18 protein-coding genes are annotated in these 21,508 nt (G+C 51.3%); 10 read left to right on the top strand and 8 right to left on the bottom strand.

Features of this window, described 5'->3' with window-relative positions:
* Positions 1-142: 142 nt before the first annotated feature.
* Positions 143-1,702: an exopolyphosphatase gene (gene ppx / locus J3999_RS11295; protein WP_208127999.1), complete on the top strand. Its 1,560-nt coding sequence runs from the start codon at positions 143-145 to the stop codon at positions 1,700-1,702.
* Between the two features lie 26 nt (positions 1,703-1,728).
* Here ppx and J3999_RS11290 read toward each other — a convergent pair whose 3' ends face one another.
* On the bottom strand, positions 1,729-2,802 hold the full coding sequence (locus tag J3999_RS11290) for an NADP oxidoreductase (protein WP_208127998.1): 1,074 nt from the start codon (positions 2,800-2,802) through the stop codon (positions 1,729-1,731).
* Between the two features lie 166 nt (positions 2,803-2,968).
* Positions 2,969-3,484 (bottom strand): hypothetical protein, encoded by a 516-nt coding sequence (locus tag J3999_RS11285; protein ID WP_208127997.1) that lies wholly within the window; start codon positions 3,482-3,484, stop codon positions 2,969-2,971.
* 202 nt (positions 3,485-3,686) lie between these two features.
* On the opposite strand from J3999_RS11285, the gene nfo reads away from it, so the two are divergent.
* The 4 genes from nfo (at position 3,687) to J3999_RS11265 (ending at position 6,925) form a co-directional block, all read left to right on the top strand.
* Positions 3,687-4,526, top strand: coding sequence for a deoxyribonuclease IV (nfo, locus tag J3999_RS11280; RefSeq protein WP_208127996.1), 840 nt, complete (start codon positions 3,687-3,689; stop codon positions 4,524-4,526).
* A gap of 130 nt (positions 4,527-4,656) precedes the next feature.
* Positions 4,657-5,301, top strand: coding sequence for an orotate phosphoribosyltransferase (gene pyrE / locus J3999_RS11275; RefSeq protein WP_208127995.1), 645 nt, complete (start codon positions 4,657-4,659; stop codon positions 5,299-5,301).
* 26 nt (positions 5,302-5,327) lie between these two features.
* The gene (locus J3999_RS11270) at positions 5,328-5,858 is read left to right on the top strand and encodes a histidine phosphatase family protein (protein ID WP_208127994.1); all 531 of its coding nucleotides are present in this window, start codon (positions 5,328-5,330) and stop codon (positions 5,856-5,858) included.
* Positions 5,859-6,058: 200 nt separating this feature from the next.
* Positions 6,059-6,925 carry an OmpA family protein gene (locus J3999_RS11265; protein WP_208127993.1) on the top strand — a complete coding sequence of 289 codons (867 nt, stop codon included), beginning with the start codon at positions 6,059-6,061 and terminating at the stop codon, positions 6,923-6,925.
* An 81-nt stretch (positions 6,926-7,006) separates the two neighbouring features.
* Here the strand turns inward: J3999_RS11265 and J3999_RS11260 are convergent, their stop codons facing one another.
* The 4 genes from J3999_RS11260 to J3999_RS11245 all read right to left on the bottom strand — a co-directional run bounded on the left by J3999_RS11260 (position 7,007) and on the right by J3999_RS11245 (position 10,183).
* Positions 7,007-7,777 carry a sulfite exporter TauE/SafE family protein gene (locus tag J3999_RS11260; RefSeq protein WP_208127992.1) on the bottom strand — a complete coding sequence of 257 codons (771 nt, stop codon included), beginning with the start codon at positions 7,775-7,777 and terminating at the stop codon, positions 7,007-7,009.
* Between the two features lie 142 nt (positions 7,778-7,919).
* Positions 7,920-8,747, bottom strand: coding sequence for a mechanosensitive ion channel family protein (locus J3999_RS11255; RefSeq protein WP_208127991.1), 828 nt, complete (start codon positions 8,745-8,747; stop codon positions 7,920-7,922).
* Between the two features lie 31 nt (positions 8,748-8,778).
* Positions 8,779-9,675, bottom strand: coding sequence for an acetylglutamate kinase (argB, locus tag J3999_RS11250; protein WP_208128011.1), 897 nt, complete (start codon positions 9,673-9,675; stop codon positions 8,779-8,781).
* A 22-nt stretch (positions 9,676-9,697) separates the two neighbouring features.
* On the bottom strand, positions 9,698-10,183 hold the full coding sequence (locus tag J3999_RS11245; protein WP_208127990.1) for a YajQ family cyclic di-GMP-binding protein: 486 nt from the start codon (positions 10,181-10,183) through the stop codon (positions 9,698-9,700).
* A gap of 109 nt (positions 10,184-10,292) precedes the next feature.
* On the opposite strand from J3999_RS11245, the gene J3999_RS11240 reads away from it, so the two are divergent.
* The 5 genes from J3999_RS11240 to J3999_RS11220 all read left to right on the top strand — a co-directional run bounded on the left by J3999_RS11240 (position 10,293) and on the right by J3999_RS11220 (position 17,845).
* Positions 10,293-11,468 (top strand): aminotransferase class I/II-fold pyridoxal phosphate-dependent enzyme, encoded by a 1,176-nt coding sequence (locus J3999_RS11240; protein ID WP_208127989.1) that lies wholly within the window; start codon positions 10,293-10,295, stop codon positions 11,466-11,468.
* Positions 11,469-11,550: 82 nt separating this feature from the next.
* Positions 11,551-11,973, top strand: a complete 423-nt coding sequence (locus J3999_RS11235; protein ID WP_208127988.1) for a hypothetical protein — start codon at positions 11,551-11,553, stop codon at positions 11,971-11,973.
* A gap of 81 nt (positions 11,974-12,054) precedes the next feature.
* Complete coding sequence (locus tag J3999_RS11230) at positions 12,055-13,317, top strand: efflux RND transporter periplasmic adaptor subunit (RefSeq protein ID WP_208127987.1); 1,263 nt, start codon at positions 12,055-12,057, stop codon at positions 13,315-13,317.
* 9 nt (positions 13,318-13,326) lie between these two features.
* The gene (locus J3999_RS11225; RefSeq protein WP_208127986.1) at positions 13,327-16,494 is read left to right on the top strand and encodes an efflux RND transporter permease subunit; all 3,168 of its coding nucleotides are present in this window, start codon (positions 13,327-13,329) and stop codon (positions 16,492-16,494) included.
* Position 16,495: 1 nt separating this feature from the next.
* Positions 16,496-17,845 (top strand): TolC family protein, encoded by a 1,350-nt coding sequence (locus J3999_RS11220; RefSeq protein ID WP_208127985.1) that lies wholly within the window; start codon positions 16,496-16,498, stop codon positions 17,843-17,845.
* 20 nt (positions 17,846-17,865) lie between these two features.
* On the opposite strand, the gene J3999_RS11215 is transcribed toward J3999_RS11220, so the two are convergent.
* Both J3999_RS11215 and J3999_RS11210 read right to left on the bottom strand, forming a co-directional pair.
* Positions 17,866-20,547, bottom strand: coding sequence for a cation-transporting P-type ATPase (locus tag J3999_RS11215; protein WP_208127984.1), 2,682 nt, complete (start codon positions 20,545-20,547; stop codon positions 17,866-17,868).
* 4 nt (positions 20,548-20,551) lie between these two features.
* Complete coding sequence (locus J3999_RS11210; protein WP_208127983.1) at positions 20,552-21,322, bottom strand: universal stress protein; 771 nt, start codon at positions 21,320-21,322, stop codon at positions 20,552-20,554.
* Positions 21,323-21,508 lie beyond the last annotated feature (186 nt).

Genomic DNA, 21,508 nt, shown 5'->3' with positions numbered 1-21,508 from the left:
GACGCCGCAATTTCGGCTAGGTAAAACCGCTTATTTTTACGGTTAGCCCGGCCGGAAACCGCCTCTTTTGGGGCAAATCGCTACACACCCCAAAACAGACAGAGTAAACTAGCGCTCTGAAAGAATACTCAAGAGAACTTCGATGAATCAAGAGACCCTTCTCCAGTACCCAGCGATCAACAGCCAAAGCCTCGGCATTGACGACAGCGAAGAGAATGCTCTCTATGCTGCAATCGATCTGGGATCGAACAGTTTTCATATGATCATCGCCCGTCAGACGCACGGACAGATGCAGGTGATCGACAAACACAAAGAGATGGTTCGACTGCGTTCGGGACTGGATAAAAGCGGTTACTTGAGCGAAGAAGCTTTTGCCAGCGGCATCGCCTGTCTGGAACGCTTCGGACAGCGCATAAAAGGAATTCCACACCAGAATATCCGCGCTGTCGGAACCAATACCCTGCGCAACGCCAAAAACAGCCGCCAGTTTCTGAATGCCGCCCGTGAAGCTCTGGGAATCGGTATTCAGATTATTTCCGGTCAGGAAGAGGCCCGTCTGATCTACCTCGGCGTTTCCCTCGGGCTGCCAAAAAGCGACGAACAGCGACTGGTCATGGACATTGGCGGCGGCAGTACCGAATACATAATCGGCCAGCGCAACCGCTATCAGCACCTGACCAGTACCGAAATGGGCTGTGTCAGCATCACCCAGGCCCATTTTCCGAATAATAAAATCACGGCCGAAGCGATGCTGAAAGCGATCGACCGATGCCGTCAGGTGCTGCGCCCGCATCGTAACAAACTGATCGCTTTGTCTTGGGACAACGCCATAGGCGCATCCGGCACCATCAAGTCGATCGGTCAGATTCTGGAACAGAACCAGTGGTCGGAAGGCGGCATAACTCTTGAAGGGATGCTCAAACTGAAACAGGCGCTCATTGAATCCGGAGAGTTGGACGAACTGAAAATTGCCGGCCTCAAGGATGAACGGCGCCCCGTCATCAGCGGCGGACTGGCCGTACTGATCGCAACCTTTATGGAACTCAATATCGATATTATGCACGTCTCGCCCAATGCGCTGCGAGAAGGGTTGGTGTTCGATACCCTAGGACGTCTGTATGCCGAAGATGTCCGCGACGTCAGTGTACAGGCGATGCAGAAATGGATGAAGGTCGACAGCAAACAGGCCGACGCCGTAGCGGCAACGGCACGCCATCTTTTCAAACAGGCGCATAATTGCTGGGAACTGCATTCAGAAGAAATCAATTACCGGCAGCTTCTTGACTGGGCCTGTCGCCTGCACGAGTGCGGAATTGCCATCAGTTACAAACGCTATCGGCAGCACAGCGCCTATCTTGTAGCGCAGTCGGACATGGCTGGCTTTGATCAGCAGGAGAAACAGATTTTGAGTGCCCTTCTGCTAAACCACAGAGGGAAATTCATCAGTTCAGCACTAGAGGATTTTGACAAAGAGCAGGCCCAGAAAATCCGCTATCTGAGCGTCCTCCTTCGTCTGGCCGTACGTATCCACCGCGGACGGGATCTGGAACAGATCAAACCGGAACTGCTGATCAAGAAAGAGACCAACCTCTGTCTGGTCTTTGCCGATAACTGGCTGGATCAACACCCATTAAGTCAGATGGACCTTAAAGTGGAAGCCAAGCGTCTGGCACAGATCGACTTTAATCTGGAATTTAAATAAGCCGCCTGCCTCGCGGCCGAGCAACCTCAATAGACATCTAACTGGATACGCTTCTGCTTGCGGCTCTGCTGCCACAATGCCTGCGCTGCAGCTGCATCCAGAGCCAACTCTTCTATAAACCACTGCTGCCAAAGCCCTTCTAAAGCCGGCGCCAAATGCTTCTGACTGCCGCAGATATAGATTACGGCCCCAGCCTCCCATAGGAACCAGAGTCTTTCCCGCTGTTCATCCATAAGATGCTGTACATAGCGTTTTTCCGCCTGATCGCGGGAGAAAGCCAAAAAGAGTTCAAGGCGACCGGCCGCTTCCCATGCTTCAAGCTGATCACAACAGAGACAGGCATTCGCTTTCTCGGTTTCACCGAAAAACAGTAGATTATCCCCACCGTTTACCTCGCGTACTCGCTGCTGCATAAAACCCAGAAAAGGCGCCAGACCTGTGCCGGCGCCGAACATGACGATCGGAGTCTGCGGGTCGTCGGGTAGTTTGAACATCGGATTTTCCTTAAAGTCCGCTTCGATCAGATCGCCGCAGCTCAAGCTGGCCAGAAAATTGGAAGCGACGCCGCTTTTATCCCTGTCATTAAATCGGTAACGGACCGCTTTAAAAAGCACCTGCACGGTTTTATCGGAGGCGGAAGCAATCGAATAATAACGCGGGGCCAAAGGAGCAAGCCAATCCAGAAACTCAATCCCCATTCGCGCCATCTGCGGAAACTCCGTCAGCAGATCCAGAATATCGCGTCCATATGCGTACTCGATCATCGCCGAACGGTCGGACCACTCTCCCAGCTGGAGCTGGCGCTGCATTTTATTGAGTATCGCCGGGTTCAACTGGGTAATTTCCAAATGCCGGCCCAGCGCTTCGGACACACTGACCTCACCCGCTTTACGCAAGCTGACAGTTTCCGTTCCGGACAGATTCAGGCGCTCGAGGAGCTGTCGAACCAGCTCGACGGGATTAATGGCCTGCACAGTCAGCCAGTCCCCCGGTTGATAAGATAAACGCTCACCCTGCGGGTGCTGCAACGTCACAAGATAGACTGATTTGATCGCGGACCGTGCTGTCAGAAGCTGTGATTGAGTGATTTGAAGCTGCATTTTGGAACCACCGGCTAAAAAGATGGCAACATCATAGCATCAGAGCTCTTGTCGAGAAACCGCATAAGAAAGGAATAAAGTCAGAGCCGTTATAGAGGGAAACGGCTCTTGATTGGCGCATGAATTTACTTGCAGGCATTACCTACAAACAGGCTGTTTGCAGGGATCAGGCAGCGCTCAAGCGCTGCAACAGCATAACGGCAAACGGTGACGCCGCCAGAATGGTAATCGAGGAAGCCAAACCGGCAACCACGGCAATACCGACATTCATCCAGACTTTTTTCTGTTGAAGTTGCGTGTCGGAAATTTGTCGCTCGATATTTTCAAATACATTCACCTGTTTCTTGAGCAGTCCGTTCAATGTATGAATCTGCTTAAAGAGCAACTGCTGCTCCTTCTCAATATACTTGCGTGAACGATCCGTTTTGCTTTCGATCTCGTTCAGATAGCGAGACAGTTGCGATACCGAAGAGTCCATCTGGCTGACCAGATTTTTAATCGCCGTCTGATCCTCTTTCAACCATTTGAAATCCCCATGCAGCATATCATCATCGATATCCATGTCTGCGAAGTAGTTGGCGGTCGCCCCCATTTGATTGCGTTCTTTCTGACGGCGCATCGCCTGTTCCATCAGCACGCTTTTTGATCCTAAAGGCTGAACATTACTTAAATCAATTGCCATTTTCTATCCCTCTATCTTGCTTGCCATAAAAACGCACTACCTAAAAGCGCTTTCCGGCTTAATTCCTGCACGATTGCTATAATGCACCGGCCGAGTCGCATCCTGCGACCCAAAACCACCTGTTAACCGGCCGGCACATAGGGCTAAAGCTTAAAGTGTGCCAAAATACAAAAGCCAAGCAAACTTACAGAGATCGTCAATTATGAAATATATCGGAGCCCATGTTTCCGCTGCCGGAGGCGTTGAAAATGCGCCTGTACGCGCATATGAAATCGGCGCAACCGCTTTTGCCCTGTTTACCAAGAACCAGCGTCAGTGGGTTGCCAAACCTTTGACACCCAAAAGCATCGATCTTTTCAAGGAGCGTTGTGAACGCTATGGCTATGGCCCAGGCCAGGTACTGCCGCACGACAGTTATCTGATTAACCTCGGGCATCCTGACATCGATAAACGCCAGAAATCACTGGATGCCTTTATCGACGAACTGCAACGCTGCGAGCAACTCGGCATAGATCGCCTGAATTTTCACCCCGGCAGCCACCTGCGCGAAATCAGCGAAGAGCAGTGCATGGACCTGATTGCCGAGTCAATCAACTTCTCTCTGGATCAGACCTCGGGCGTAACGGCGGTTTTGGAAAACACCGCCGGACAGGGCTCCAATCTCGGATATACCCATGAACAACTGGCCTATATCATCGACAGAGTCGAGGACAAAACCCGAGTCGGCGTCTGCATCGACACCTGTCACGCCTATGCTGCGGGCTACGATCTGAAAAACGACTACGAAGGGTTCATACAGAATCTGATTGACGTCATCGGGCTGGAATACCTCAAAGGTATGCATCTCAACGACTCTAAAGCCTCACTGGGGCAAAAGCTCGACCGACACCATTCTCTGGGACAGGGCGAAATCGGCTGGGAAGCTTTCCAAAAGCTGATGCAAGACCCGCGAATCGATAATATTCCGATGACACTGGAAACCATCGAGCCGGAATTATGGCCGCAGGAAATCGCCCAATTAAAAGCGTTTGCCGGCTATTGACAAAATGCGCGGCAAGTCCCCATAAAATTGGCCGATTTTTCGATTAAAATAATCAGCATTCACAGCCTTGCGCCAGACTTTTTGCTTGGAGTAAGATAATTGTAATTACCGCAAAGGATTTACCTCCTCAATGGATAAAAATCATTTTATTGAATTCGTTATGCAGACCGGTGTTCTGAAACTTGGCGAATTCACCCTAAAATCCGGGCGCCAAAGCCCGTACTTCTTCAATGCTGGCCTGTTCAATACCGGCGCTCAGTTAAGCACTCTGGCGAACGGTTATGCCGCTGCAATTGCCGAATCCGGCTTGGATTTCGACGTTCTTTTCGGACCGGCCTACAAAGGCATTCCTCTGGCCGCGACCACTTCTGTGGCACTTGCCAATAATCATCAGCTGGACAAACCTTACGCCTTCAATCGTAAAGAGGCGAAAGACCACGGCGAAGGCGGCAATATCGTCGGACATCCGCTGCAAGGCAAAGTTCTGATTATCGACGACGTGATTACGGCCGGAACGGCTATTCGCGAAGCGATCGATATCATCAAAGCCAACGGCGCTGAACCGGCCGGCGTTGTCATTGCGCTTGACCGAATGGAAAAAGGCAAAACCGAACTTTCGGCGATTCAGGAAGTTGAACGGGATTACGGCATCCCGGTTGTCAGCATTATCTCCCTGAACGATATCATCGATTACCTGCAAACCTCCAAGGATGAGCAAAACCAGAGCTACCTTTCCGCGATGCAGACCTATCGTCAGGAATACGGGATTAACTGATCCCGTCTTGGTTTAAAGGGGGCAAAATGGCCAATAAACTGCGTGAATTACTCTTGGTTCGACATGCCAAGTCCGATTGGAAGGAACCGGATCAGGAAGATCTCGACAGGCCGCTTTCCGACAAAGGCAAAAAAAACGCCAAAAAGATCGGAAAATGGCTATTAAATCAAGGTTTGCTTCCCGACCTGATTCTGGTCTCTCCGGCGCAGCGCGCGCAACAGACCCTAAGAAGAATCTGTAGCGAGTGCCCTTCCCTGTCGCAAACCGTAGATGCTCTCTATATGGCGGAACTGGATACCCTGAAACAACTTCTTTCTTCCGTGGAGGAAGCCAACAGGGTCATGATTATCGGCCACAACCCGGGTTTGGAAAAACTCTTCTGCTTTTTGCAGAATAAACCGCTGGAAGGCGACACTCATCTCTTCCCAACCGCCTCGGTGGCTCACTTTATTCTTCCGGAAAACTGGCATAACCTTGAAGCCGGCGATGGAATTTTGCAACAATTCATCCGTCCGAGAGATATCAAACACAGTGAGCACAGTGCCAAAACAGCGTAAAAACGCTTAGAGAATACGTGGATAAATCCTAGTTCTTTCATAAATTTACCACCGATATTGGAATTTTTTCGATATAGTGTATAACTATCGATTAGGTCAAACCCCACATTCAATACGGGAATTGACTTACTTTAAGTTTAAAAACAAGTGAATATGTTATGATTCACTCGAACTTTTTAATTTCTACTGAGGATTAAGATATGAAAACAAAGCTACTGCCTTTAATCGCTTTTGTTTCTGCCGCAGCGATGATGCCAGCTGCAAATGCCGCTGAAGATACCAGCGGTTATGTCACTGATGCAAATGGCGCCATCGTTAAGGATAGCTCAGGCCAATGCGTACGTAGCAGCACTTGGACACCTGAAAAAGCGATTGCCAGCTGTGAAGCCAAAACGGCTGCTCCAGCTGCAGCGGCAACAACCGAAGCACCAGCAATGACTGCGGCCGCTCCGGCAGCAGCGGCCGCCGCGCCTAAGTACACTTCCGAAACCATTATGGATAACGGTATGGGTGCTTATGTTGTTGACAGCCAAGGACGTATCGTTCGTGATTCAATGAACCGTTGTGTTCGCTCTACAAGCTGGAGCAAAGATAGCGCTATCGCGAAGTGCGAAGGCTGGGTAGAAGAAAAACCAGCTCCTGCTCCGACTCCTGCTCCGGTTGCAGCACCTAAGCCTGAAATCAAGCCATTCCCGGCTCCGGCTCCTGAAGTTAAGCCAATGCCGGTTAATGAACCGATTCACTTCCAAGGTTTCTTCGATTTCGATTCAAACAACCTGAACGCAAAAGCGAAAACTCAGCTGAACGACTACGCCGACTACATGAAAGCAGTTGACGATGTCACACTGAAGATCACTGGTCACACTGACAGCGTTGGTGCTAAAGCTTACAACCAGGTTCTATCTGAGCGCCGTGCAAACGCAGTTAAAACTTATCTTGAAGAGCAAGGCATTGCCGGTGACCGTATGACGGCTATCGGTATGGGTGAATCTTCACCTATCGCCAGCAACAAGACTAAAGACGGTCGCGCTCAGAACCGTCGTGTAGAGATCGAAATCGTTAAATAATTAACCGTTTCTTCTACATAAAAAATACCCGCATTAAGCGGGTATTTTTGTTTCCGGGATACCTTTTTTAATTCGGATTAATCAGCCAGCCATAATCGCTTTGGCAATCAGACTCACACCAACTAGAATCGTCACTACTTCAAAACTGCGTTTGACCAGGCGGTTGCCTTTAACAATGGCAAAATGCGCGCCTAAATATCCACCCAAAAGCGAACCGACAATCAAAGCCGGAAGCCAGCTCCACTCAATCTCGCCAAGGATTCCCAGCGTCAAGGCACCGGAACCATTCCAGAAAATTCCAACCAGCACCAGCGTATAAGCAACCGCAGATTTATAATCCAATCCAAACCAGCGCACCAGCCAGAGCGTTACAAACAGTCCCGTTCCCGAAGTTAAAGAGCCGTTTAAAGCCCCGATAAAAAACAGCACCGCTCCGCCGATTACATAGCCGCTTAAATCACGATGCTTGGTATCGATGACCTGACCCAGTTCCGGTTTAAACCAGGAATACAGACCAAGCCCCAAAGTTAACACCCCAAGCGCACCCTGCGATATACGATCATCCACCTGCAGAATGACACTGGCACCAAGCACAACTCCGGGCAGCCCCAGCGCCAGAATGAAAGCGGCAAACTGCCAGTCCATACTCGAGGATTTCATATGCCTTGCCGTCGCCCCCAAACCGAGAAAAACGCTGGCAACCTTATGAGTCGCTAAAGCAACACCGAACGGCAACCCCAAAAAAAGCAACGCCGGCAACTGCAACAGCCCGGCTCCGCCGCCGGCCAATGCAGAGAAGAGATTGGCAATCAACGAGATAATCAATAAAACAAACTGGTCAAAAATATCCATCTAAGCTTAGATAACTCAATATAAAACGATCGGCAGGACTCACTGCCGCCCCCGATCAACAAATAAAAAAGGGGCGAACTTTCATTCACCCCCGACAAACCTTCTCCGCTAGGCCTAAGCCAAGTGGCGCCTAAGGTCAGCTTTACTCTTTTGCTTCCGAAAACAGATGAACATCCATCTGCGGATAAGGAATCGAAATGCCCGCTTCGTCGAACGCCATCTTGACCTTTTCGTTCATCTCCCACTTTACTTTCCAGTAATCAGCGCTGTTCACCCATGGTCGAACAATAAAGTCGATGCTGCTGGCGCCAAGCTCACCTAAAGCGATTACCGGCTCCGGCTCGGGAAGAACGCGCTCATCCTCGGATACAAGACGCTGAAGAATCTCCTTGGCCAGTTTAATATCATCGTCATAACTGATCCCGAAAACCATATCAACGCGGCGCGTGTCGCGGGCGGAATAATTGGTAATGGAATCACTGTAAATGGAGCCGTTCGGAATAATGATCTCTTTATTGTCCCCGGTACGCATAACGGTGTTGAAGATATGAATTTTTTCGACAACGCCCATAACCCCGCCAGCTTCGACAAAGTCTCCGGTTTTAAACGGTTTCAAAACCAGCAGCATCACGCCGGAAGCGAAATTCTGTAACGAATCTTTCAGCGCCAGACCCACGGCCAAACCGGCCGCACCGACCAAGGCCACCAGCGATGTGGTATCGACTCCGAGCTGACTCAATACTGCAATAACCAGAACCAGCAGCATAAACGCCTTGCTCAAAGAGAGAATAAACTCCGAGAGCATCGTATCGACTTTGCTCGAACGTTTGAAAACTCTTTCCATCAGAGAGAGTATGAAACCGATGACAATGCGTCCAAGCAGGAAAATCGCAATTGCCAGCGCGATATTGGTTCCCCATGGAATCGCAACGTCGTTGACCAAATGGTTTAAATCGAAATCAAAGTTCATCTCTCCTCCGAACTTTTATGAACAATCAAATTTATTCTGCCGTAATCAGGGTACCGACGCCTTCATCAGTGAAGACTTCCAGCATAACCGCATGCTCAACGCGCCCATCGACGATATGCGCGGCATTCACGCCGTTTTGCACCGCATCCAGAGCACATTGAATTTTAGGCAGCATTCCACCGTAAATAGTACCATCCGCAATCAGGCTGTCTACTGTCTGGGTATTTAACCCGGTCAACAGATTACCTTCTTTGTCCAGAAGTCCTGCAGTATTGGTCAGCAACATCAATTTTTCAGCTTTCAACGCCTCGGCGACCTTACCGGCGACCAGATCCGCATTGATATTGTAGGAATGGCCGTCCGCACCGACACCCACCGGAGCGATAACCGGAATGAAATCGCCTTGAATCAGCATTTCAATGACACTGGTGTTGATGCTCTCGACTTCACCTACATGCCCGATATCGATAATTTCCGGCGCCGACGCAGTCGGGTCGTCTTTGGTCAACGTCAGTTTTGTGGCTGTAATCAGGTTACCGTCCTTACCGGTCAAGCCGACAGAATTACCGCCGTGCTGATGAATCAGATTGACGATTTCTTTGTTGACCAGTCCACCCAGTACCATTTCAACGATATCCATCGTTTCGGTATCGGTGACGCGCATTCCCTGAATAAACTGCGATTCCTTACCGATTTTCTCCAATAGATTACCGATCTGCGGTCCGCCGCCATGCACCACGACCGGATTCATGCCGACCAGTTTCATCAGCACGATATCACGGGCAAAGCCGGCTTTAAGATGTTCGTCGGTCATTGCATTTCCGCCGTACTTGACGACGATCGTCTTGCCGGAAAAGCGTTGGATATAAGGAAGCGCTTCGGCCAAAACCGAAGCGATATTCTGAGCCTGTTCTTTATTTAAATTCATGGTCTTTTGTACTCGCATCCGTCTAATCTCTGAAGTTGTTAAACTGCAACGGCATATCGATATCTTCCAGCCCTCTGAGCAGCTGCATTACGGTCTGAAGATCATCGCGTTTTTTCCCGGTAACGCGAACACTCTCGCCCTGGATAGCTGCCTGAACTTTGATTTTACTGTCCTTGATCGCCTTAACCACTTTTTTGGCGATCGCGGTATCCAACCCTTCGCGCATCACAATATCCTGCTTGGCGCTTTTCAACTGAAGTGTCGGATCTTTCTCTTCCATGCATTTCACATCGATATCGCGGCGGTTCGCTTTCTGAATCAGAATATCCAACATCTGCTTAAGCTGAAAGTCCGATTCGGTACTCATGGTGACCGTCGTACCGTTCAAAATAAACTCGGATTCGGTTCCTTTAAAATCGTAACGTGTCGTAACCTCTTTATTTGCCTGGTCGACAGCGTTCTGCAATTCGTGTTTATCCAATTCGGAAACAATATCAAAAGACGGCATTTCGCCTCCTATTCATTTAAAATTCACCAAACCATTAATTTTACCATGAAGCTTGAAAGAGTTTTTCAAGAGGCCGCGACTTAGCGGAAATTTCAAGCATAGGAGTCCCATGACACTGCCAATCTCCCGTACCGCTGAGCAAATCGCCCCTTTTCGAGTCATGAAAATACTGGGGCAGGCCAAAGCACTTGAAGCCCAGGGCAAGGATATTATTCATATGGAGATCGGAGAACCGGACTTTCCGTCTCTTGCCTGCGTCCATAACGCGGCTATGCAGGCGGCGGAGCAAGGACTGACGCACTACACGCCGACACTGGGCCTCCCGTCTCTGCGTAATAAACTGGCGCAGTTTTACCAGCGTTTTTATCAAGCCAAGGTTCCGGAGGAGAATATCGTCATCACTCCCGGTTCATCTTCAGCCCTGCAACTGGTTCTGACCGCCATCCTTAATCCATCGGATCAGGTTTTGATGGCCGATCCGACCTATCCGTGCAACCGCCAGTTCGTCGAATTACTGCATGGCAAGGTCAAGGCCGTACCGGTCGAAGCAGATACTCAGTACCAACTCTCGCCGGAGCTATTGGAACAGCACTGGTCAGAAGAGGTCAAAGCGGTGATGGTTGCCAGCCCGGCCAATCCGACCGGCACCTTGATTGAACAGGATGCCTTGCGCGACATGGCGCAATTTCTAAGCGAGCGCGACAGCTACCTGATCGTCGACGAGATTTACCAGGGACTGGTTTACGACCGCCCGGCTGAAAGCATTCTGGCCCAGCGCGACTTGCCGGAAAATGTGATTGTCATTAACTCTTTTTCCAAATTTTTCGGCATGACCGGCTGGCGTCTGGGCTGGACGGTAGCCCCCGCGCATCTTGTCGATGTACTGGATCGCCTCGGGCAGAATCTCTATCTCAGTGCTCCGACGCCGTCGCAGTATGGCGCTTTGGCGGTACTGGAAGAAGACGCCTTGGCCGAACTGGAGCAGCGGCGACAAATTTTTCAGCAACGTCGCGACCGTCTGCATAACGCCATGCAACAAGCCGGTTTCAATCTGAAAACCCTGCCGCAAGGCGCCTTTTACCTGTACTGGGATATTTCGCAGTGGAGTCGGGATTCTGAACAATTCTGTGCCGACCTCCTGCAAGCCACCGGTGTAGCGATCACTCCAGGCACCGATTTCGGTTCCAGCCAGGGTAACCACTATGTCCGTCTGGCCTATACCAATGAACGGATTGAGGAAGCCGTGCAGAGGATTCAAGCTTTTGTTCAAACTTTACAAGCCTAATTTATTGAATCTGCCGGAGAGAGTGGGCTATACTCGGAAAAAGTTCTGGGTGGTGGCATCCGGATAAACACAGAGAACGGAAATGATGCAAGCGGTAAAAGGAATTATTCTGATTATGCTCGGTTTGAGCATTCTGCTTCGTCCGGTATTAGCGGAAGCCGTTCTGCTGCCCGACGTTCAGACATCTTCCGAATCGCCTGCTGAGATGCACTCAGCTCATGTTCATATGATGTCGTCTGAAGGCCATACTGTTCACTGCGACATGCACGAAGTACAGCAAGCGGATTCCTGCTGCGACCACCATAATCATTTCCAATCCGGTCCATGCCCGGACTGCGGCGATCATTGTGATTGCGTCAAGCATTTGCATATCGGGTCAATTACGCTACCCGAAGCGACCTCTTTTTCTTTAAGTATTACCGTACAAAAGTACGAAATCACATCTGCGCCTGCTCTACGCAGCGGCACACCCAATCTGCCTGAACGCCCGCCCCAAAGCCTGTAAACCGAAAACAGACCTTACACCGCCAATCCACCTTAGAAGATGGTAGCGGCTCTCTTTTCTTGATTTTAAAGGGCTTTAACTATGTCAGCACGAATTATCGGTGTGCTTTTTTGCGCACTCAGCCTGAATGTCTTTGCACAACAGGATACACAACAACATGCTCATTCCTCTGAAGAGCACAATGGACTTGATACACTCGGAGCGGAAAAATCCGATCATGCACCGGATACGCTATACAAATACGTCTGTCCGATGCATCCGCAGATTATCCGCGACCACGAAGGCACCTGCCCGATCTGCGGCATGGATCTGGTGCGACAGGCTTTTGAACAGCAAAGCAATCAATTACAGATTGCCAGCGGGCAATCCATGCAGGGGGACATCAAACAGGGATTTGCAATCCGTACCACCCGGGTTCAGAACACGACTTTGTGGAAATACATCCCTACCTTCGGCACCGTGGTCGCCGACGAATCGAAAGTGATTCATGTACACCCCCGAGCCAGTGGCTGGATCAGCCATTTAGCGGTTCGCGACAACGGCGAAGCGGTTAAAAAAGGGCAACTGCTGTATAAAGTTTACTCTCCGGAAATCGTTTCCGCACAGCAGGATTTCCTGCTGGCGCTGAAAAAATCACAATTGCGCCGCGGCGGAGGCGAGATTCTGGAAGCGCTCAAAAACCGTCTGCGTTTTCTGGGCATCAGCAGCGGCACCATCAAAGCGCTGGAAAAACGTAAAACGCCCTATAACGAGATACCCGTCTACGCCGAGCAGGACGGAGTGGTCGTCAACCTAAGCGTACAAAACGGCATGTATGTCCAGCCACAGACTGAGCTAATGAGTCTGCAGGATCTATCGACCGTCTGGCTGGAGGCCGAAGTGCTGCCTTTGCAGCAGGCTTGGCTGGCCGAAGACCTGACCGCAAACGTCACCTCCGATGCTTTTCCGGGACGACGCTGGGAGGGACAGATCAGCTACATTTACCCGGTGACCGATAAGAAAACCCAGGCCACCCGCGTACGAATCCCGCTGGACAACCAAGACGGCGCCTTAAGACCGAACATGTTGATGGATGTGGAAATTTTCGGCGGCCCGAAAATGAATGCACTCGCGATTCCGTTGGAAGCCGTGATTGACGACGGCCGGCAGAAACGCATCGTCAAGCGTCTGAACGACAATCAGTTTGAAGTGGTCGAGATTATCACCGGAATGCAGTCGCGCGACATAGTCGAAGTCCTGTCCGGACTGCAGGACGGTCAGGAGATTGTTACCTCAGGGCAGTTCCTGATCGACTCGGAAAGCCAGATCAAAAGTAATCTGCGCCGTCTTCTGAAAACGCAGTAGGAGATCGGAATGCTGAATCAGATTATCGAATACTCCATCCGCAACCGTCTGCTGGTAATTCTGGTGAGTGCGGCGATCGCCATTGTCGGATGGCAGTCGCTGCATAAAACGCCGTTGGATGCGATTCCGGACCTGTCAGACGTACAGGTCATTATCAAAACCAGCTATCAGGGACAGACGCCGCAAGTGGTTGAAGATCAGATCACCTACCCTGTCTCCAGCCTGATGATGTCGGTTCCCAAAGCCAAGGCCGTGCGCGGCTATTCTTTCTTCGGCGACTCTTATGTTTATGTCCTCTTTGAGGATGGAACCGATCCTTACTGGGCCCGTTCACGCGTTCTCGAATATCTGTCGCAGGTTAAAAACAGTTTGCCGGATGCAGTCCAACCCACTCTCGGACCGGACGCTTCCGGGGTCGGCTGGGTCTACCAGTATGCACTGGTTGATCACAGTCATCGACACGATCTGGCTCAGCTGCGTTCGTTGCAGGACTGGTTTCTCAAATATGAACTGCAATCCGTTGCGGGTGTTTCCGAAGTAGCCTCTCTCGGCGGGCTGTTGCGCCAATATCAGGTACAGATCGACCCGAATAAACTGCGCGCCTACGGCATCAGTCTGCAACAGGTACAGCAGGCGATTAAAAACAGTTCGGCCGAGCTCGGTGCCTCCGTCGTGGAACAGGGCGAAGCGGAATATATGGTCGCCTTCAAAGGCTACGCCACCCGCCTCGAAGACCTGCAACAGCTGAGCATCGGGGTGGAATCCTCGGCCGGCATCCCTCTGCTTTTAGGCGATATCGCCAAGGTGAAATTCGGAGCCGAATCGCGCCGGGGGATTGCCGAACTCAACGGTGACGGTGAAGTGGTCGGCGGCATCGTCGTCATGCGCTCCGGAGAGAACGCGCTCGAGGTTATCCAAGCGGTTAAAAACAAACTTGAGTCACTGAAAAAAGGTCTCCCTGAGGGCGTTGAACTAGTCGAAACCTATGACCGTTCGGCTCTGATCGAGCGCTCGATCGACAACCTTGGAGACAAACTGCTGGAAGAGATGCTGGTGGTCGCTCTGGTTTCGATTCTGTTTCTGTTCCACCTGCGCTCTGCGCTGGTCGCAATTGTCAGTTTACCGCTGGGGATTCTGGGCGCCTTTATCATTATGAACTGGCTCGGTATCAGCGCGAATATCATGAGTCTGGCAGGGATTGCTATCGCCATAGGAACCATGGTCGATGCCGCCATCGTGATGATCGAAAACACGCACAAGCAGATGGAACAGTTCGAACAGCAGAATGCGCGCCTTCCTGATCCGAAAGAACATTGGGCGCTGGTTCTCAAAGCTTCAAAAGAAGTCGGCGGCGCCCTGTTCCTGTCGTTGTTGATTATCGCCATGAGCTTCGTACCGGTCTTCGCCCTGCAGGAGCAGGCAGGCCGCTTGTTCACGCCTCTGGCTCTGACTAAAACCCTGTCCATGGCGGTGGCTGCCGGTCTGGCGATCACCCTGGTTCCGGTTCTGCTGGGATATTTCGTGCGCGGCAAACTGCCTAAGGAATCGAAGAACCCGCTCAACCGCTTTCTAATCGCGCTTTATCACCCTGTCATGGCTTTTCTTTTACGGTGGCCGAAAACCGTGATTCTGCTGGCGACACTTTCAATGGCAACCATTATCTATCCGTGGCAACAGCTTGGTTCGGAATTTATGCCGGAACTCGAAGAAGGCGATCTGCTGTATATGCCGACCACCCTGCCGGGACTGTCTATCGGGAATGCTCAGGCCCTGCTTCAGCAGACCGACCGGCTGATAAAACAGTTTCCGGAAGTCAAAAGCGTTTTCGGCAAAATCGGCCGTGCCGACACTGCGACCGATCCAGCGCCTTTAACGATGATTGAAACGACTATCCAGCTTAAGGACAAAAGCCAGTGGCGCGACGGCATGACGCTGGATAAGCTGATTGCCGAACTGAATCAGACGGTCAAACTCCCGGGCGTGACCAATGCCTGGGTGCAGCCGATCAAAACCCGTATCGATATGCTTTCGACCGGAATCAAAACCCCGATCGGCATTAAGATTTCAGGTGACGACCTCAGTCAGATTGAAAACATCGGTAAATCGCTCGAAGCGATTCTCTCCAAAATAGACGGAACGCTATCCGCTTACTCCGATCGCTCTGAAGGCGGACGCTATATCGAAATCCTGCCGCGCCGCAAACAGCTCGCGCTGTATGGACTGCAGGCAGGAGAACTGGCCGATATCGTCGCTACAGCCGTGGGTGGTAAAAAACTGCAGACGACACTCGAAGGCAGAGAACGCTACAGCATCAATTTACGCTATCCACAAACCTGGCGCGATTCGGTACAGGGGCTGCAGGAACTGCCGATCGTTACGACTCAGGGACGTCAGCTGCAACTCGGCATGGTCGCCGACATTGTCATCAAACTCGGCCCGCCGATGATTAAGTCGGAAAATGCCCGCCTTAACGGCTGGACCTTTGTCGACCTGCAACCCGGAACGGATCTGGCAGGCTACATAGAAAGGGCACAGAAAATCGTCAATGACGAGCTTCAACTCCCTGCCGGTTACAGCCTAACCTGGAGCGGTCAATATGAGTATCTGCTCAAAGCACAGCAGAGTCTGCAGCAGATCGTCCCACTGGCGCTGCTGATCATCTTCGTTCTGCTGTATGCGATCTTTAAAAACATGCTCGAAGCCTTGATGATCATGCTGGTAGTGCCTTTCGCTCTGCTCGGTTCCGTGTGGTTTATCTTCTGGCTTGGATTCGATTATTCCATTGCCGTCGCGGTAGGGATGATCGCTTTAGCCGGGGTCGCCGCCGAGTTCGGCGTCGTCATGCTGCTTTATCTCAAACAGGCGATCGAGCAGGCGCAGGCAGAAAACCGCCTGCACAACACCGAACAGTTGCGGGCGGCCATTTTGCAGGGCGCCGTACAAAGAGTGCGCCCCAAAGCCATGACCGTCAGTGTCATCGTGCTTGGTCTTCTGCCGATCATGTTTGGCCAGGGAACCGGTTCGGACGTCATGCAACGCATTGCCGCACCGATGATCGGCGGCATGATCTCGGCCCCGCTGGTTTCCATGATTCTGTTACCGACGCTTACCTATCTGCTGATGCTGTACCGCCTTAACAAGGGAACGCTACAGACTACGGAACAGAAAGGAGTTTAAAATGAAAAAAGACTTTATCCACTTAATGATCTCCGCGGCACTCGGCATCCTGGCAGGACAGGCGCACGCTTCGACCGCGGAGCAAAAGCAAGATTCCACGCTTGTACAGCTATGGCAACTGGCCGAACAGAACCATCCTCAACTGAGTTACCTGAAAGCCGACCAGGAACTCTCTTTTGGCAAGCTGCAGGAGCTGGAAGCTCAGCTTCAGCCTCAGGTCAAACTCGCCAGCGAACTCAGCTACACGGTTACAGACAACAAAGATTATCCGCGCTTCGCCAACCGACTGACCGTCAATTATCCGCTGTTTGACCCCATGCTCGAACGTGGCAAGGAGATTGCCTTAAGCGACTACCAGGCTCAGGAATATCTGTTTGCCGCCGGTGAACAGCAAATCCGTCTGGCTGTCGCCCAGACTTTCTATGCCTACTGGCAAAAGCAGGCGCAATGGGACTACCTCCATCAGGAGAAGGATTTTCTGATTGACCTGCTGTTTCAGATCGAAGAGCGCATGCAGTTGGGTCTTGAAGCGCTGGATGACCTGGCGCAGGTGGAAAGTCGCCTGCACAATAACCAGAAACAGCGTCAGCAGCTGAACAGCGAACTGGAGACCTTTCAAAACAACTTGCGCGAACTGGTGGGGATCGCCGATCGGCCGGAAATTCCTCTTCCGTCTTTACAGGCACCGCAGGAGACTGCTCCCGCGCCCTTGAGCGAAGAAGACATACTCGAAAAATATCTGTCGGCGCAGCAATTGGCCGATTTTTCCAGCGACCCCGATCACGGCTGGCTCTCGCTGGTTGAACAAAATCCCAGAGTTAAAGCGATTGACCAGCAAATCCTGAGTGCGGAGCAGAAAATCCACCAGCAAAAAGCGTTTGAGACGCCGAAAATCGAGGCGTTCAGCTCACTGGTCTACAACGAATCGGATAAACAGTTTTATGACGATATGGCCGGAATAAAAACCGGCATCCGCATCGAAGCACCGATCTATCTGGCCGGTGAAGACAAGGCAAGGGTTGCTCAGGCTCGCGCCGAACTGCTGAAATTACAGGCGATGCGCCGTAAAGAGATAAACGCTTTCAGCACCCGGGTGCACAACCTGTGGCAGCAGTTGAACAGCCGTTACCAACAACTCTCCATTCAGCAAAAAGCGCTCAAAAGCACACGCTGTTATCTCGAAGCGATTGAACAGGCGTTAAGCAGCGGAGACAGCGACATTATCGAACTGCTCGATGCCCAACGCCAAGTCGATCAGGTTCAAAGCACCTTCCCCGAACTGGAAGCCGAAATCGGCCTGCTGGAAAAACAGCTTCTATGGAGCTTTGGACGACTCGACCTCGACCGCTGAGGATTCTTAAGCGCAAGACCTTAAGTCGCGGCGGCCCATCTGTTGCGTAAACGCTGCTTATACCATTCATGGTTCAGCAACAGCAGAACCGGAAACGGAATCAGCAGCAACAGATACGCCAAGGGTACCGTCGCGGTATTGAATACGGTCTGCACCGGTGGTGCATACAAAATCAGCAGGACAAAAAGAATCTCGGTTCCTACCCCGAACCAGATCATCTTGTTGACGCCGCGTAAATTCCAGATCGAATCCTCCCAGGATCTTAAGGTGAAGACATTGGCCATCTGACAGGTAATGGCACCAAGCAGAGTCATTGTCATCGCCTGGCGGTGATATTCATCGGAGATGTCCAGATTACCGTATTGCCACCCCGACAGAAACAGAAAGCCGAGGAATGCGAACATTGCCGCAGCACCTTCGAATACCCCGTTCATAAAGTACCCGCGCTTGAAGACCTCCCAGTCGAGAATACGCTCGTTTTTGCCGACCGGCGGACGTTGCATAATATGTTTTTCCGGCTTCTCCGATCCTAAGCCCAGACCGGGAAGCTGATCGGTTCCCAGGTCGATCAATAGAATCTGGATAACGGAAAGCGGCATCGGAATTTTAAGGAAGAAAGAGAGTACATAAGGCACAATCTCCGGCACATTCGAACTGAGAATATAGGTCGTCAGCTTCTTGATATTGAAGTAAACCGTACGTCCCTCTTCAACCGAAGCGACGATCGAACGGAAATTGTCGTCCAGCAGAATCATATCGCCGGATTCCTTGGCAACATCGGTTCCCGAGCCCATAGCAATACCGATATCCGCCTGCTTCAAAGCCGGAGAGTCGTTAACGCCGTCGCCGGTCATGGCAACGACCTCTCCATTTTCCTGCAGCAACTGTGCGATGCGCAATTTCTGCGCCGAAGCCATGCGCGCAAACAGCAGGTGCGACTCGCTAAGTTTTTCGCGCAGCACTGTATCGCTCAGGTTATCTAAGTCGTGCCCGGTCAGCACTTCATCGATTTGCAGACCGATTCTTTCCCCGATCGCGCGCGCCGTCACAGGGTTATCACCGGTAATCATCATGATTCGGATGTGTGCCGAATAGCACTGTTCGATCGCTTCCTTAACTCCGCTTCGCGGCGGATCCATCAAGCCCAGCAAACCTAAAAAGACCAGATCGTTTTCGCCGTCGCCGATTTTTTTGGCGATGGCCAGCACACGGTACGCCTGCTCGGCCATTTTCTGGTTTTGCGCATTAATTTCCGTGATCTTACGCTCATCCAAGGTTTCAATCCCGTTGGCTGTTTGCCACTGCGTGCATAGCGGAAGCACCGCCTCCAAAGCGCCTTTTACCGTCAGAATCTCATCGCTGGCATTGGCCGGTTTAACCAGTGTAGACATCATCTTGCGATCGGAAGAAAAGGCATACTCTTTAACCTTTTCCCAGCCCTCAATCGACGCTGCGGATTTCTCAGCCGCCACCAGCAAAGCGATCTCTGTCGGGTCTCCGAATGCATTTTTGGCGGCATAGTCGACATTAGCACGGGTATTTACCGCAGCCACTTGTAGCAGAGCCGAAAGCATCTCGTTACCCTGTCGATCCGCTCCGGCAAAGCGCCATTCGCCTTTTTCAAAGTAACCGTTGCCGGAAACCGAACAGTGACAGCCGTCGGCAAGCCAGGCCATCTGCACCGTCATCTCGTTCTGAGTCAGGGTTCCGGTTTTGTCGGTGCAGATCACGGTTGCAGAACCGAGCGTCTCAACCGAATTCAGGTTTTTAATCAACGCCTGTCGCCGCGCCATACGCTGCGAGGCTAGCGAAAGCGACAAGGTGATCGTCGGCAATAAGCCTTCCGGAACATTGGCGACAATTAACGACAGCGCGAAAATCGCTGAAATCAACAATCCTCGATCAGAGAACCATCCCAGAAGGAAAAAGACCACACCGGCCGCCAGAGCGAGGACGGTCAGAATGGCGGTCATATGCTTGATCTCTTTTTCGATCGGCGTTTCCGTTTTACCGACTTCCGCAGTCATACGCGCGATTTTACCGAATTCGGTGGCCTCACCGGTCGCCGACACCACCGCCAGGCCGTTGCCGTTGGTGATGGATGCGCCGGCAAACACCATATTTTTGGCATCCAGTTCGCGCCGTGCATCCCCCGCTTCCAGTTTGCGTAGCGACGGCGTAGATTCCCCGTTCAGAACCGACAAATTCAGATACAGGTCATTGGCTTCAAAAAGAATCGCATCGGCAGCCACCTTATCCCCTTCGCTCAGAATCAGAATATCGCCGGGCACCACCTGGGTTGCATCAATATTGACGGTCTTGCCGTCGCGTAATACGGTTGCTTCGGAGCGCACCAGCTTAAGCAGTGCCTCCATCGCTTTGTCGGCTTTGAACTTCTGCCAGAAGGTAAAGGTCGCGTTGATAAAGACCGCGGCAAATACCGCATAAGCAAGAATATCGTTGCCTTCGCCCGGTTGAAAATAATCGGCGACCAGCGCCAGCACGCCGGCCACTTCAAGCAGAATCGGGAAAAAACTGATGTACTCTTTCAGATATTCAATGCGATAGTCTTTCTTTTTACTCTGGGCAATCTGGTTTTGCCCGAAGTCGCGCAGACGACGCATGATTTCGCCATTGTTCAGCCCTTGTGGAGAACTTTTCAGATGGGCAAAGACCCTTTCAACCGGTTCGCGAAATAGCATGGAATTATCCTTTCCAGGGGTAGAAAGTAATTGAATTGACACTGCTATGGTCACCGATCCTGTTCAGCGTGGCGGCCGGATAGACGCCCGAACGGAATACCACCAGGTCAATATTGTTTTCCACCATATAGCGCAGCAACGCTTCGGGGTCCATCGGCTTCAGAGCATTAATCACTTCCAGCTTATCGGCGGAGATTCCGCTTAGGGTCGCAATCTGCATAAAGGGGGCTGCCTGATATTTCAGGCCGGATTTGGTCGAAGCTTTGGCAAAAGCTTTTTCGGCAGAAAGATAGATTCTCCCGGACCCTTCATTGACTTTCAGAAGCCCTAGCCACATCGCATACACATGCGGATTGATATACTCGCTGGAAACCAGCATCAGCCGCTTGGCACTGCGTACATGAGAAACGTTTTTGACTTTGACGACAGCGATATCGGTCTCAATTCCGGAAGCCACAATATTTTCGCTGAAAGAGCGCAGGCGTGATTCTCTGCGGGTGGCGCAAAACAAAGTATCCACGGCATAGAGCTGGCAATAATGCTGCAGTTGCGGAACCACTTCCCCTTCGAGACGGACAAACTCGAATTCCACCTCATTCGCATTCGCCAGCTCCTGCAAAGCGTTCACCGACTGCTGCACCCGTTCTTCGGACTCTCTGCCGTTATCGACAAACAGTGCCGTAAAAGGGAGCTGCACCGCCTGCGCATAAGTAAAAGCGTAAAAACTTGCAGCTTCCGACAACAGAGAACCGTTAATCATTGACACCACTCGCATACCAGCCCCTTTTAAAGCAAAATCAAAGCTTTAAGCTAGCACCCGCAGCGATGCTTGCCTAGGCGGAAGCAAGGAAAAACACATAAGAAAATGCTAAAACTTGATAGCAATTAACTTACTTAATAAACCGTTATAAACATAGAAAAATCCTGCACAGAGCAGTGCAGAATAGAAAGACTGACGAGC

The organism is Thiomicrorhabdus sp. 6S3-12 (assembly GCF_017571475.1).
Classification (GTDB): Bacteria; Pseudomonadota; Gammaproteobacteria; order Thiomicrospirales; family Thiomicrospiraceae; genus Thiomicrorhabdus.
The sequence above is the reverse complement of the archived record's forward strand: the minus strand, read 5'-3'. Positions and strand labels throughout refer to the sequence as shown.

Bases quoted from the DNA above. Each gene is read 5' to 3' on its own strand.
- ppx (WP_208127999.1), top strand. From the start codon at position 143: ATGAATCAAGAGACCCTTCTCCAGTACCCAGCGATCAACAGCCAAAGC.
- J3999_RS11290 (WP_208127998.1), bottom strand. From the start codon at position 2,802: ATGCAGCTTCAAATCACTCAATCACAGCTTCTGACAGCACGGTCCGCG.
- J3999_RS11285 (WP_208127997.1), bottom strand. From the start codon at position 3,484: ATGGCAATTGATTTAAGTAATGTTCAGCCTTTAGGATCAAAAAGCGTG.
- nfo (WP_208127996.1), top strand. From the start codon at position 3,687: ATGAAATATATCGGAGCCCATGTTTCCGCTGCCGGAGGCGTTGAAAAT.
- pyrE (WP_208127995.1), top strand. From the start codon at position 4,657: ATGGATAAAAATCATTTTATTGAATTCGTTATGCAGACCGGTGTTCTG.
- J3999_RS11270 (WP_208127994.1), top strand. From the start codon at position 5,328: ATGGCCAATAAACTGCGTGAATTACTCTTGGTTCGACATGCCAAGTCC.
- J3999_RS11265 (WP_208127993.1), top strand. From the start codon at position 6,059: ATGAAAACAAAGCTACTGCCTTTAATCGCTTTTGTTTCTGCCGCAGCG.
- J3999_RS11260 (WP_208127992.1), bottom strand. From the start codon at position 7,777: ATGGATATTTTTGACCAGTTTGTTTTATTGATTATCTCGTTGATTGCC.
- J3999_RS11255 (WP_208127991.1), bottom strand. From the start codon at position 8,747: ATGAACTTTGATTTCGATTTAAACCATTTGGTCAACGACGTTGCGATT.
- argB (WP_208128011.1), bottom strand. From the start codon at position 9,675: ATGAATTTAAATAAAGAACAGGCTCAGAATATCGCTTCGGTTTTGGCC.
- J3999_RS11245 (WP_208127990.1), bottom strand. From the start codon at position 10,183: ATGCCGTCTTTTGATATTGTTTCCGAATTGGATAAACACGAATTGCAG.
- J3999_RS11240 (WP_208127989.1), top strand. From the start codon at position 10,293: ATGACACTGCCAATCTCCCGTACCGCTGAGCAAATCGCCCCTTTTCGA.
- J3999_RS11235 (WP_208127988.1), top strand. From the start codon at position 11,551: ATGATGCAAGCGGTAAAAGGAATTATTCTGATTATGCTCGGTTTGAGC.
- J3999_RS11230 (WP_208127987.1), top strand. From the start codon at position 12,055: ATGTCAGCACGAATTATCGGTGTGCTTTTTTGCGCACTCAGCCTGAAT.
- J3999_RS11225 (WP_208127986.1), top strand. From the start codon at position 13,327: ATGCTGAATCAGATTATCGAATACTCCATCCGCAACCGTCTGCTGGTA.
- J3999_RS11220 (WP_208127985.1), top strand. From the start codon at position 16,496: ATGAAAAAAGACTTTATCCACTTAATGATCTCCGCGGCACTCGGCATC.
- J3999_RS11215 (WP_208127984.1), bottom strand. From the start codon at position 20,547: ATGCTATTTCGCGAACCGGTTGAAAGGGTCTTTGCCCATCTGAAAAGT.
- J3999_RS11210 (WP_208127983.1), bottom strand. From the start codon at position 21,322: ATGCGAGTGGTGTCAATGATTAACGGTTCTCTGTTGTCGGAAGCTGCA.